The sequence below is a fragment of the Paenibacillus sp. sgz302148 genome, assembly GCF_056120465.1.
In genome coordinates this window covers 20,059-33,352 of record NZ_JBVYOJ010000011.1, presented here as the reverse complement: position 1 = coordinate 33,352, position 13,294 = coordinate 20,059, and the positions used below count along the sequence as shown (strand labels likewise).

11 protein-coding genes are annotated in these 13,294 nt (G+C 54.1%); 2 read left to right on the top strand and 9 right to left on the bottom strand.

The genetic code is table 11. The annotated features are described in order from the left end of the window. Positions 1–3 precede the first annotated feature (3 nt). Positions 4–792, bottom strand: a complete 789-nt coding sequence (gene yunB, locus AC0LWM_RS17305) for a sporulation protein YunB (RefSeq protein WP_474676230.1) — start codon at positions 790–792, stop codon at positions 4–6. 167 nt (positions 793–959) lie between these two features. Continuing rightward, positions 960–2,855 (bottom strand): beta-L-arabinofuranosidase domain-containing protein, encoded by a 1,896-nt coding sequence (locus AC0LWM_RS17300; RefSeq protein WP_474676229.1) that lies wholly within the window; start codon positions 2,853–2,855, stop codon positions 960–962. Positions 2,856–3,053: 198 nt separating this feature from the next. Here AC0LWM_RS17300 and AC0LWM_RS17295 point away from each other — a divergent pair, with 198 nt between their 5' ends. After that, a complete protein-coding gene (locus AC0LWM_RS17295) occupies positions 3,054–3,914 on the top strand; it encodes a helix-turn-helix transcriptional regulator (RefSeq protein ID WP_474676228.1) in 861 nt (286 codons plus the stop codon). Between the two features lie 27 nt (positions 3,915–3,941). On the opposite strand, the gene AC0LWM_RS17290 is transcribed toward AC0LWM_RS17295, so the two are convergent. The 6 genes from AC0LWM_RS17290 to AC0LWM_RS17265 form a co-directional block, all read right to left on the bottom strand. After that, positions 3,942–6,230, bottom strand: coding sequence for an ATP-dependent helicase (locus AC0LWM_RS17290; RefSeq protein ID WP_474676227.1), 2,289 nt, complete (start codon positions 6,228–6,230; stop codon positions 3,942–3,944). A 180-nt stretch (positions 6,231–6,410) separates the two neighbouring features. After that, on the bottom strand, positions 6,411–9,074 hold the full coding sequence (gene ppdK, locus AC0LWM_RS17285) for a pyruvate, phosphate dikinase (protein ID WP_474676226.1): 2,664 nt from the start codon (positions 9,072–9,074) through the stop codon (positions 6,411–6,413). After that, positions 9,071–9,244 carry a GapA-binding peptide SR1P gene (locus tag AC0LWM_RS17280; RefSeq protein WP_474676225.1) on the bottom strand — a complete coding sequence of 58 codons (174 nt, stop codon included), beginning with the start codon at positions 9,242–9,244 and terminating at the stop codon, positions 9,071–9,073. Before AC0LWM_RS17280 ends, ppdK begins: the two co-directional genes overlap by 4 nt. Positions 9,245–9,496: 252 nt before the next feature. Next, a complete protein-coding gene (locus tag AC0LWM_RS17275; protein WP_474676224.1) occupies positions 9,497–9,742 on the bottom strand; it encodes a hypothetical protein in 246 nt (81 codons plus the stop codon). Positions 9,743–10,001: 259 nt separating this feature from the next. Further along, positions 10,002–10,790: a TrmH family RNA methyltransferase gene (locus AC0LWM_RS17270; RefSeq protein ID WP_474676223.1), complete on the bottom strand. Its 789-nt coding sequence runs from the start codon at positions 10,788–10,790 to the stop codon at positions 10,002–10,004. A gap of 29 nt (positions 10,791–10,819) precedes the next feature. Continuing rightward, positions 10,820–11,485, bottom strand: a complete 666-nt coding sequence (locus tag AC0LWM_RS17265; protein WP_474676222.1) for a potassium channel family protein — start codon at positions 11,483–11,485, stop codon at positions 10,820–10,822. Between the two features lie 175 nt (positions 11,486–11,660). On the opposite strand from AC0LWM_RS17265, the gene sspI reads away from it, so the two are divergent. Beyond that, complete coding sequence (sspI, locus tag AC0LWM_RS17260) at positions 11,661–11,864, top strand: small acid-soluble spore protein SspI (protein ID WP_474676221.1); 204 nt, start codon at positions 11,661–11,663, stop codon at positions 11,862–11,864. Between the two features lie 238 nt (positions 11,865–12,102). Here sspI and AC0LWM_RS17255 read toward each other — a convergent pair whose 3' ends face one another. Further along, positions 12,103–13,209: a Gfo/Idh/MocA family protein gene (locus AC0LWM_RS17255; RefSeq protein WP_474676220.1), complete on the bottom strand. Its 1,107-nt coding sequence runs from the start codon at positions 13,207–13,209 to the stop codon at positions 12,103–12,105. Positions 13,210–13,294 lie beyond the last annotated feature (85 nt).

Genomic DNA, 13,294 nt, shown 5'->3' with positions numbered 1-13,294 from the left:
TCTTTATTCTCCCTCTTTCGGCACCGTCGTCGTTGTGGATGGTTCGCTCTTCGGGAGCATGCCGGGTTTGGCATTCGGCGACGTCATCGGAAGGGAGATGCTCGGCGCTTTCCCGGCCGAATTGCCGGTCGGATTCCCTTTGCCGTCATAATAATACATCGGCACATCACCGACAACGAGCATATACGAGATCGGGATTTCCGTTTCCACCAGCTCGGATTCGCTGTCGAACGGGATGATGATGGCCACCTCGGCAATAATGCGGATGTATACCTCGACGAGAACCATATTGATGCCCGCATCCTGCTGGCGCGTATTCAAATCAACTCTGGCCGCCCCCGCGGGAACAAGCCGGACAGGGATATCCGGACCAAACGAAGCCAAGATGGCGCTGCCGAGAGCCTGACCTAGCGGAATGTGCTCGGGGAAGGCGGACATTTTGTTCAATAGATTGGATACGGCATTGATCGTTTCTGTCCTTATCTTCATATGCTCCGCGTAGTTCAGCATAAATCCGGTAATTTTCCCCTGTCGGTCCGTCTTCCAATCGACCAGCTTTTCATAATCGCTTCGATCGCCGATTTGGTCGGAAATCGCGGTATTGATCGCCTGCGTCGCAATTTGCTTCACGCGAATTTTGGCGACGTTCATAAGCGGAGGCTTCAAATTTTTCTCGATAAAAACGAACGTTTGCACGGACAAAAGAAACATGATGACGAGCGCAAAAAACAGTTTCCGCTTCCAGCCGCCTTTTTTGCGAGCCGTGCTTCTCCAGCGAGGCTTTCCCCACATCGCTTCTCCCCCTTGCCGCAAACAGACCGCCTGCGAATGAGTTGTGCGAGCCCTCTAACTCTACAGCTAATCTTATGCGAGGGCATGGCAAAATAACCCCACAAAGTGGGGCCAGGCTTTGAAGCTGATTCAGGTACTTTGCGGGGAAGAAGCGCTTGGCTCAACGGTCATGGCATCGATAGCGGGGATGGAGCGGAAGTTTTCCGCCTTGCGATCAGCGGAAATTCGCCGATGCGAAGCCGTGCGCTTCCGTAAGGGACGAGCTCAAGCTCTACGGTCGGTTGTCCATCCGCGTTCGGGAAAAACGGAGGCGTGCCGGCGTTGTTGCCCTCCATCCGCCATTCGCGGATCAGCTTCCCGCTTGCCTTCAGCCGAACCGGAGCATCCGCGGCTTGGAATGGCTGATACGGAACGGCATGCTCCTCCGGCTCAAACACGGTATCCGCAAGCAAGCCGTACTTCCAAGGCGATGCGGGGTATACCTCCCAATCGTGGAACTTCGCCCGCTCCGTCACACGCTGCCAGTTCTCCGAGACCGGCAGTACATACACAAGCGGCCCGCGCTCCACGCTGACGGCGTACAAATTGCGCTGAACCGCGCGCGCTTCCATCGGCAGCCGCAGCTCCAGCGAATCGCCGTCCCGCCAGTCGCGTTCCACCCTAGCGTAGCCTTGCGCGACATGCAGCATGACCGGCTCGCCATTCACTGTAAGCGACGGCTGCGCGCACCACGCAGGTATCCGCAGCGAAATGGCGAAGCGATCGCTTCGTTCCAGGGCGATACCGATCCGCACCGTATCCCGGAACGGGTAATCGCCGCTAACGGCAAGCGTTGCTTCCGTTCCTGCGCCGACCTGGACCTTCACCGTGCAAGGAGCATACGAAACCGCCGCCAATCCGCCGCGGTTATCCTTCATCCACAAGTGGGAAACCAGCTTAGGCCACCCTTGGTGCATATTCGCCGTACAGCAGCCGAAATTCGGCTCCAGGCCGAACAGGTTCGCGTCGGGGCCGTTTGACCAGTTCCGCGGGGCGACGTTGCACACGATCTGGTTCACTTGTTGATCGTATTGATGCGACGTCCAGTCCGCCGATATCGTCGCCGGAAGGGCATTAAAAGCGACTTTTTCCAAAATGTCGCCGAAGCGCCCGTCGCCGAGTATTCGCGTCAGCTGCTCCATCGTGAACATATATTCCACAACGGCGCACAATTCGACGCCTTGGCTCGGATGCGTCCCGGATAGCCACTCGTCGCCCGAGAACATGCCGTGGGCCTGTCCGTGATGGGTCATCAGACTGTCGATGCCGCGGTGAACCGCTTCCCGATGTCCTGCATCGCCGCTCAATTGGTACAGGATACCCGGCGTCTTAAGGCCCATCGCGACGTTCACGACATGCGAGCGCCAGTCCCATTGCTCGACCTTGCGCCAGAACGGGAAATCGGCGAAAATATCGGACCACTCGATCGTTTGCGCCGCAATGAGGCGCGCCAGTTCGATGAGGCCGTCATCCTTCGTCCGGTCATGCAACCACAGCAAGCATAGCATCATTTCGCCGCCGCGCGCCGCCGCCCATCCGTCCAGCGGCTGCCGCCCGATCGTCTCCTTCACGTACTGGAAAAACTTCGTCAGAAACGGAACGACTCGGTCGTCGCTCGTCGCCTCCGCGTACTGCATTAGCACCTTCAGCATGATCATGTAATGCCACCAGTCATGTTGTTTGTTCACCTCCTGATTCACGGTCGTAATCCGCGCCGGACCGAACAGCCCGTTGTCCTGCTGGCTGGCGAGCGTCCATTCGATCCAGCGGTTCGCCTTGGCGATGAGCGCCTCGTCCTCCAGCAAATAAGCTAGCGGCACCAGGCCGTCCAAATAATACGGTCCGCGCTCCCAGCTCTCCCCGCTTCCTCCGATCCAGCCGTTATCCGGCCCGACATCGGGCCAATGCTCCTCAAGATGCCCCGTAAGTCCGTCCGCTTGAATGCGGAGCTGATTGTAAAGCCACCCGGCAGGCTTAATAGAGCCAAGCGGCAGCGCTTCAAACGCCGCAGGTTGCAGCTTCATCGATTCCACTCTCCGTTTCGATAGCTAATTTCGTTGCGATTCTTAACGTATTGTAGCACCGTCCGGCGACTTGGGCGGATATCCTAAAGCAACTTGTTTTTGTCCGATCACAACATGGAGGAAAACGATTTTGGGTTGTCTCCCGCGCAGGTTGCGCTTATGATTAAAGCAAAGCGAAGGAAAGGGAGTTTCGAGGCAATGTTCCAATTCATCTGTCCCCCAATGCCGCATTTTATTATCGGGGGTGAAGATACGTATCCTGCCGGCGGCACGCACCCGGCAAGAACGCATATCGGCGTGTTCGACTTGATCGTTGTGACGCGAGGTTGCCTTTACTTGCAAGAAGAAGGTGCGGATTATATGACGCCCGCGGGTCATTACGTCGTTCTTCATCCCGAACGCTCCCACCGTACCGCGATTCCTTGCATGGAAGAAACGCATTTTTATTGGCTTCACTTTCAAACGCTTGGCGGATGGAGCGAGGTGGATGACGAACGAACGCCGCTCGTCTATTCGAACGAGGATGTTCCTTTCGCCAAAATCGAATATTTCAATTTTTATTTGCCGAAGGCCAAAGGCGTGGCCGCGCCAGGTGAAATCAATGAACGGATGAGGCAGCTCTTGGCTCCGGATACGCAGCCGCCTGCCGTTTCGCGTTGGAAGCAGCAATCGCTATTTCATGACCTGCTTTTTATGCTGCAAGAGGAGAGAGGTTTGCCGAAGGACAGCCCGCATCTGATCGTCGCCGAGCAGGCGGCCGCATTCCTGCGGCAGCATTACAAAAAACCGCTCAGCTATCGTCAGCTGGCGGAGGCGCTGCATTTTCACGCCAATTACATCTCGATCTGCATGAAAAAGGCGTACGGCTGCACGCCGCTCGAATATTTGATCCGTCACCGGGTGGAACAAGCCAAACGGCTGCTGATCCATACGAACGAACCGGTCGGGAACATTGCCGAGGAAACCGGCTTCGGCACGTTCCCTTATTTCGTGCGCTGCTTCAGCCGTTATGCCGGCTGTACGCCCAAGGCGTACCGGATGCGGTACAGGTCGCATTAGCCGCCATGCAATGCGGATAGCGTTACGCTACAGCGGCTTCAGCAGACCGCTCTGCAAGCATGCGGCTACGGACAATCGTTTGACCCCTTCCGCAAAACGGATCTCGACGACTTCCCCACTCCGCTGCACGATTTCCCCGTGCCCGAATACGTTATGCTCCACCCCGCTGCCTGCCCGCATATATTCGGGAATGACGAGGGGCGGCGAAGCGAGTTTGGCGGCTGCTGTGGACGATGCAGATGCTCTGCCGCCGGCGAACCGCTTCGGTGCAGGGTACGGCGATGCGTCCGTCGTGCTCTCCGCAATACCTTGGATACGTCTCACGCTTTCGACGAACTGCGATTCCTTCACTTCGGCCCCGTTCTTCATTTTGTACGACAACAGCTCAAGATGCCGCTTCGCCCGCGTCATGCCGACGTAGAACAATCGGACGGCCTCCTCCATTTCGTCAAGGCTTCCCTTGTCATATTTTTTCTGATCGTCGCCCGATGGTATGATTCCTTCGATCAGATCGATCATGTACACCCGATCGAATTCCAAGCCCTTGGCGCTGTGCAGCGTCGACAAGGTCACGACGTTGTCGTGCTTTCGGAACTTGGACGACTTCATGAGCGATTCCAAATATTTCAGCCGCTTCGCGAAATCCTCCATCGATTCCAGCGTATCGGCAATGTCCTCCAGCGTATTCAACATACCGATCAAGTCCTCCCTGCGGAAGCCAAGCCGCTCGCACATTTTATCCAGCGCTTTCTCGTAGCCGAGCTTGTACCGGATGGTTCGGATCGCTTGAAGCGGCGGCATGCCGTTCATCGCTGCGAATGTTTCCTTTACATCCTGCAGCTGCTTGACCTGATACTCCTGCAACGGCACGAATTCGATCAGGTTGTCGAATACCGAGGCGTCGCGCCGGACAGCTTTTAACGCGGCCACTTGCTGCTTCGTCACGTAGCCGTTCACCTTCGTATGAATCTTCTCGAACAATTCCGGCCTGCGGTCGGTATACGACATGCGCATGAAGTTCAAGACGTCCTCGACGACCCAATGGGAAAAAAACCGGGTGTCGCCGTCCTTCATATAAAACGGGATGCCTGCCCTGTCAAAATCATTCATCAGCACGATTGAAGACGACTTGTTGCGGTACAAGACGGCCGCCTCGCGCAAATTGTCCAGCTTCGCCAGCTTGTCCGCCACATATTTGGACTGCACCGTGTAGTTGTTGAAATGCTTTACCACGATCGGCTTATGGGCGCGATTGTCGGTAAACATGTTTTTGTCGTATCGGTTTTTGTTCCGCTTGATGAACCGGTTCGCCACATGGACGATATCGCGGGAGGAGCGGTAGTTTTGCTCCATTTTCAATATTTTCGCCCGCGGATACACCTGCTTGAAGTCGAGCAAATATTGCGGCTCCGCCGCCCGCCAAGCATAGATGCTCTGGTCGTCGTCGGCTACGACGCACAGGTTGCCGTGAACCTTCACCAGCTTCTCGATGATCGCATGCTGCACCTTCGACGTATCCTGGCTTTCGTCAGTCAGGACGTAATCATAACGCTGCTGGTACTTCCGCAGCAGTCCCCGGTCGTTCTCGAACGCCTCGTTCGCAATCGTCAGCATGTCGTCGTAATCGAGCAGCAGTTGGTCGGCGCCGGTTCGCTTGAACGTCTCGTAGGCGTGAAGCAGCCGCTCCGCATCGGGGATGTCGCATTTGTGCTCCTGCCACTGGCTTTGCGGCAGCATTTTATTTTTGACGAAGCTGATGTATGTCGTCAGCTCTTCCATTTGATCGTCCGTGATATGCTCGCCGACCATGCTTTTGTACAAATGGCGCAAAATGTATTTCTTGTGCAGCACCGGGATCGGCGTTCCTTCCGTAGACATCGGCTGATTCAGGTTCATGCTGCCGTCCTGGTTCGGCTCCTGCTCCTCGTCCGCTTCGATCTCGCCTTCGATGAGCCGGTACGAGACCCGCGATTTGCGAAAATATTCCCGAACGACCTCAAACGCCAAGCTGTGGATCGTCGAAAACCGTACGCTGTCCTGCGAATAGTCGGGAAAGAAACGATGAAACCGCTCCTTCATGTCCTGCGCCGAGGCTCGGCTGAATGTAACGGCCTTGATTCGGGAAGGGTGAACCCCTTTCTCCTCGATCAAATAACCGATGCGCATGATGATGGTAGTCGTTTTGCCTGAGCCGGGGGAGGCAAGCAGAAGCAGCGCCCCTTCGGTATGAAGAACGGCTTGCCGCTGCACGGGATTGAGCGCAACGGCAAGCTCGTTATGCTTGCGGGTGAAAAAATCGTTTTCGGTCGTACGCATTGCGAAATTCCTTTCGATTCAATAAACTGTACTCTCCAGTTTACATCAAAAACGGCCGGATGAAAATCAACGATCCTTTGGGCGGGCGCCATATAGTTACTCGGTCCAGTACGGCACAAAAAAACGGAAGGCAAGACGTCGTCTCTACCTTCCGGTGCATCATGTCTATAACAGCTGGAGCTAATTTGCCTTAGTATCTTGCAGCTTCGCCTGCGCTGCCGCTATCCTTGCCAGCGGAACCCGGTACGGCGAACAGCTCACATAGTTCAAACCCGCCTGCTGGCAGAACAAAATCGACTGCTTGTCGCCTCCGTGCTCTCCGCAAATGCCTGTTTTGAGCTGCGGCTTGCGCTTCCTTCCTTTTTCGACGGCCCATTCGATCAATGCCCCTACCCCTTCCGTATCCAGTACCTGAAACGGATTATGCGGCAATACGTTATGCTCGACATAATGGGTCAGAAACTTTCCTTCGGCATCGTCCCGGCTGTAACCGAACGTCATTTGCGTCAAGTCGTTTGTTCCGAAGGAGAAGAAGTCGGCATGCTCCGCGATCCGCTCGGCCGTAACGGCGGCTCTCGGCACCTCGATCATCGTGCCCACATGGTAAAGGACTTCCTCTTGCTGCGCTCCAAGCACGGTTGCTGCAACACGATCAACCAGCTCCCGCATGAGCTTCAGCTCACTCACATGGCCTACAAGCGGAATCATGATTTCCGGAATGACCTGTATGCCGCGCGCCCGACATGCGAGCACCGCCCGGAAGATGGCAACGACCTGCATTTCGTAAATTTCCGGACAGACGATGCCGAGTCGGCAGCCGCGCTGACCGAGCATCGGGTTCATTTCATGCAAGTTCCGGACTTTGCGAATATAGGCGTCCAGCTGCTGCTTGGCTGCGTTATCGCTCTGCGTTTGCGTGTCCCACTTTAGCCGCTCTTGCTCCACGAGCAATTCATCCAGCTTGGGCAAAAATTCATGAAGCGGCGGATCCAGCAGCCGGATCGTAACCGGCAAGCCGTCCATGGCGGCAAAAATGCCTTCAAAATCACCCTGCTGCATCGGCAGCAAAAGGTCCAGCGCCTCCTTGCGCTCGTCCGGACGATCCGCGAGAATCATCGCTTGCACGACCGGCACCCGCTCCGGCGACATGAACATATGCTCGGTCCGGCATAATCCGATCCCTTCGGCTCCGAATTGCCTAGCTTTGGCCGCATCCTCCGGCGTATCCGCATTGCTTCTCACCTTCAAAGTCCGAATTTCGTCGGCCCAGCGGAGCAGCTCGTCCAATTCGGCGCTCATTTCCGGTTCCTTCAGCGCGACAACCCCAGAGATCACTCGGCCGGTGGAACCGTCGAGCGTAATCCAGTCGCCCTCCTTCACGATGACGCCTTGCACCCGAAATTCCCGCGCTTCCGCGTCGATGCGGATGTCTTCGCAGCCGCAAATGCACGGCTTGCCCATGCCCCTGGCAACGACCGCGGCATGGCTCGTCATACCGCCGCGGCTTGTCAATACGCCTTCGGCCGCGATGACGCCATGGATATCTTCCGGCGTCGTTTCCGTGCTCACGAGAACGACGGCTTTGCCGGCGGCGCGCCAATCCTCCGCGGTATTTGCATCAAATACCGCAAGCCCTGTCGCCGCACCAGGCGAAGCGGGCAGTCCTTGGGCGATCACGTCATGCTGTCCCTCATCGTCGAGCGCCCGATGGAGAAGCTGGTCCAGATGCTCCATCTCGATTCTTTGCACGGCGTCGGCTTGTCCGATGATGCCTTCCTTGACGAAATGGACAGCCAGCTTGACTGCGGCTTGCGCCGTCCTTTTGCCGTTACGGGTTTGAAGAATATATAATTTGCCCTTCTCCACCGTGAATTCGATGTCCTGCATATCTTTGTAATGCTGTTCGAGCCGCTTCGCTGTTTGGACAAGCTGAGCATACACCTCCGGCATCGCCGCTTCCATCTGCGCAATTGGCAAAGGCGTCCGTACGCCGGCTACAACGTCTTCGCCTTGGGCGTTCGTCAGGAATTCACCGTACAGCACCTTCTCCCCCGTAGAAGGGTTGCGCGTGAACAATACGCCTGTGCCGCAATCGTCGCCCAAATTTCCGAACGCCATCGACTGTATGTTAACCGCCGTCCCTTGATGATCGGGAATGTTGTAAGCTTTGCGGTATACGATCGCTCGCTGATTGTTCCACGAACGGAATACGGCTTCGACGGCGAGCTCCAGTTGCGCGTACACGTTCTGCGGAAAAGCCACCCGTGCTTTCTGTTCGATCAGCCGTTTGTACTTGACGATCAGCTCCTTCCACATATCGGCGGTTACGTCTTGATCTTCCGCAATCGCATGCTCTTCTTTCAAGAGATGAAGCTGACGTTCGAAGTAAACTCCTTCGATGTCGAACACGACGTTGCCGAACATCTGGATCAGCCTGCGGTAGCAATCATAAGCGAATCGGGGATTGCCGGTTTCTCGGGCAAGCGCTTCGACGGTAACGTCGTTTAATCCCAAATTCAATATCGTGTCCATCATGCCGGGCATCGAACTTACGGAACCCGAACGGACCGATACGAGCAGCGGATGGACATCCCCGCCAAACAGCCGGTCTTTCTTCAATTCTACAAGGTGCAGCGCCTCCCGGATTTCCGCAATCAAGCCATGCGGCAGCTTCCGGTCCCCCGCATAATACGCACGGCATACGTCGGTCGTTATCGTAAAGCCCGCGGGGATCGGCAATCCCGCTCTCGTCATTTCTGCGAGATTAGCCCCTTTACCGCCAAGCAAATCTTTCATTCCCGCATGGCCTTCCTCAAAATGAAATACCCGTTTCGAATTCGTCATGACTGCTTCTCTCCTTGAATAGACTGCACCTGTTGGGACGAACAACATTCATGATCGCTGCACACGCCGTAAATAATGGCAACCCGATTCGTATCCTGCGTTCCGATCAGCTGATTGCAATGTTTACAAATAATCATGCCAAGCTCCAACTGATTGTTTAATGTTTTCATTCTCTCGCACCCCTTTGGTCAATTCTGATGATTGATGATTGAACGATCATTTTTAATAGCACATTTGAAATATAGTATGTATATTTTATAACACATCATTATTTATTACGCAATATATATGTTAAATAATTTATTTATGAGTCATATTTAATCATTATGTGCAAAAAAAAGGCTATCTCAAGAGATGACTTGAGACAGACCTTTGTTAAAAGTAAAAAGATTTTCCACCGAAAAAAGCTCCCCCCTCCAAAATCAGCTATTTTTTCGTCGTATTTTATATAATTTATACAGGTCCTTGAATACTTCTACCCCAAGCCGGAAAAGCGAAAGCTGGCGAAAGACATACATCATCACAACGAATGTAACATAGAAAATAATTTGCATGAAAGGCCTGTGCAACAAATCATGACCATACAATTGGTACATACTATGACCCAAATATAATAAACCGATCCCCACCATAACCCGAACACCTAAGAGCAAAGCGTTTTGTTCCATATTTATTTGCCTCCTTATCCCACATAAAACTCACTTTAACACTAGTCATCCTTGACTTTGCGAACGATCAAGTCATATCAGCTCTATAGTATTACTTTCCTTATGTAACCACTCTCCGTAATAAAAAAAGCACAGACAAAACCCATTGGGTTCTATCGGTGCTTCCGATTTTTAAGCTATTCGGTTTAAATGATATTTTCCTCTTATTGAATCATAATTTCTACAAAGTAACAAGAGGACGATAACCAAGGCCAGTTTGTTAAAAATGCCGCTGCCGCTGCGCTTCGTACAACAATACAGTTGCCGCCATGGCAACGTTCAGCGATTCGGCTTGGCCCCGCATCGGGATAATGAGCTGGTCTTCCGGATCAACGAATGCCGCGGCTTTCGCCGAAACGCCCTTGGCTTCATTACCGAGTATGATCCAGGTCGGCTGGGTGAAATCATAGCCGTAGCAATGGCTCTGCGCTTGCAGGCTTGTGCTGACGATGCGAACGCCCTGCTGTTTCGCTTGCTCCAGCAGCGAGGACAAGTCGCCCACGACAACCGGCAAATGAAACAACGATCCCATCGTCGCCCGGATCGTTTTCGGATTGTAGACGTCGACGCTGTCGCGGCCGATGACGACGCCGGTCGCCCCTACCGCGTCTGCGCTGCGGATGATCGTGCCGAGATTGCCGGGATCTTGAACGCCATCTGCGACAACAACGAGTGACCGCGGATCCTGAAGCAGCGCCCCGATCCCATGCTGCCGCTTGCGAACGACCGCAAAAACAGGCTGCGGCGTCACGGCATCGGTGCATTTGGCGATGATCGCATCCGTCACGCCGATCCGCTCTATACTAGCATCGTGCGGCCATTCGATTTCGCGCGGAAGCCCTTGCTCCAAGGAATGGACGACGCATTCCACGTCCTCCCGCGATTTTAGCGCTTCCTGTACGAGGTGGACGCCCTCGACAATATATTTTTGTTCCTTGTCGCGAGTTTTTTTGTCCAGCAGCTGTGCCCACAGTTTTACTCGCGGATTTTGCAATGAGGTTATTTCCATAAGGCGACATTACCTGCTTTAACTGTAATTTATTCGGCAGCGTATGCGATTTCCATACTCTGCAAATCTTCGTTTTTGCCAACAATGACGAGTACGTCGCCATCGCGGATCGTATCCTCCGCATGCGGAGAAATATTCATTTTGTCGCCGGATTTGATCGCCATGACGTTGCAGCCGAATTTGGCCCGAACATGCAGCTCGCGCAAGTTTTTGCCGATCATCTGCCGGTTCGCCCTCATCTCCAGTATGCTGTAATCGTCGGACAGCTCGATGTAGTCGAGAATGTTCGGCGAAATCAGATGATGCGCGACGCGCATCCCCATGTCCCGTTCGGGGAAAATAACTTTGTCCGCTCCGATCTTTTTCAGCACTTTGCCGTGCAGCTCGTTTTGCGCCTTCACGATAATCCGCGGCACGCCAAGATCCTTCAAGATCAAGGTCGTCAAAATGCTCGATTGAATATCTTGTCCGATCGCTACGACTACGACGTCGAAATTCCGGATGCCGAGCGCCTTGAGCGCTTCCTCATCGGTGGAATCGGCGGCGACGGCGTGTGTCGTCATGCCGATCACTTCTTGTATACGCTGTTCGCTCGTATCGATGGCCAATACTTCATTATCGAGGTTGTATAACGTCCGGGCGACGCTGGAACCGAATCTGCCGATGCCGATAACTGCAAATTGCTTTTTCGCCATGACTAAGATCGTCCTTTCATTTGTCGGGATAAAGACGCTGTGATTTATATTATTATATCACACGGCCATGTAAATTTCCCATCCGGCCGACACGGCTTTTTCCAGCATGACGAGGCAGGCAAATGTACATATTAAGAAAAGCGCGAAAACTTATGTATCGTAGGAGGGCTTACGCATGAACCTGAATCTTCGTCAGGCCATTATCCAGCGAGTTCAAAATAAAACAAACGAGGAGTTAACCGACGTGATCGCAGGGTCGATCGATTCGGACGAACGGGCTTTGCCAGGGTTAGGCGTATTATTCGAAATCATTTGGCAGCACAGCGACGAAAAGACGCAGCAGCAGCTCGTCGATACGCTCTCCAAGCATTTACCCTAAATGCTTGCCAATTTCAAGAAGGGGGCTATATAAGCTCCCCTTCAAATTCAGTCTATTATCAATCATTATATGGAATTTATGGCATATTTGCCGTTTTCGTCAATGAAACCAATTTTATTGCCAATCCGAACTCTCGATAGTCCCCCTTCGAACCTCATATCTATATATTGTTCCTACATAAATTAACAATAAACCCAACAAAAAAACCGGCTCAATCGAGCCGGTCACTCTTATAGATTTACATATCCAGCGTATTGTGCGGCAGCCCGGAAGGCATCGGCGCCGGTCTCTCGCACACGCTTCGCATGTCGTAACGCACGCCGCTAGACGCCGCGTCGTGGAAGCCGTGCATCGCTTCGAGCACGTGATAAGCCATTTCGCCGTTCGCGCGGTGTTGACGGCCGCTTTGGATCGCGTAAGCCAAATCGGCGACGCCGATGCCGCGGTTGTTGTCATTGTAGCCGAACTGCAGCGGCACTTCGCTCCATTCCGAAGCTCCTGCGCTGCGAATCCGAATGGAGCCGCCGAAGCCGTTCGGGTCGGGAACGCGAAGCGTCCCGGCGCTGCCGTAAATTTCGATGCTCGGCAAATCGCCGCTAACCGGCGTATCGAAGCTTGTGATCAACGTGCCGATGACACCGCTGGCGAATTCGATGACTCCAGCGATGTGCGTTGGCGTGTTCACCGTAATTTTCGTGCCGAATTTCGGCTGGCTCGTTATCGTTCGCTCCGGGTACGTGATTTTTGCCGCTCCGGTAACACTGCGCATGGAGCCCAGCATCGTCACGAACGCGGTCAAATAATACGGCCCCATATCGAACATCGGCCCGCCGCCTTGCTGGTAATAAAAATCCGGATCGGGGTGCCACGACTCGTGTCCGCCGCACATCATGAACCCGGACGCGGCGACCGGTGTCCCGATCCGGCCGTCGTCGATCAGCTTGCGGCAGGTCTGAATGCCACCGCCCATGAACGTTTCCGGGGCGCTTGCGACGCGCAGCCCCTTCGACCGCGCCAGCTCGAGCACCGCTTGCCCTTGCTCGCGCGTCACGGCGAGCGGCTTCTCCACGTACACATGCTTGCCCGCTTCAAGCGCTTTCAGGCAAATGTCCGCATGCGCCACGGGAATCGTCAAATTGATGACGATTTCAATCGTCCGATCGGCGAGCAGCTCTTCGACCGTATACGCGTTCGGAACGCCGAATTCCGCCGCTCGCGCTTTCGCCCGTTCCACATCCAAATCCGCGCACGCGACAAGATCAAGAACCGGATATTGCTTGCAATTTTGAAAATAGATTCCGCTAATATTGCCACAGCCGATAATACCAACCTTCACTTTGCGCATCCTTATCTCCTCCAAACGGTATCCCGGTTCATCGTGTTTGTTCATAAGATCGTGTATGTTCGTTAGATCATGTATGTTCGTTAGA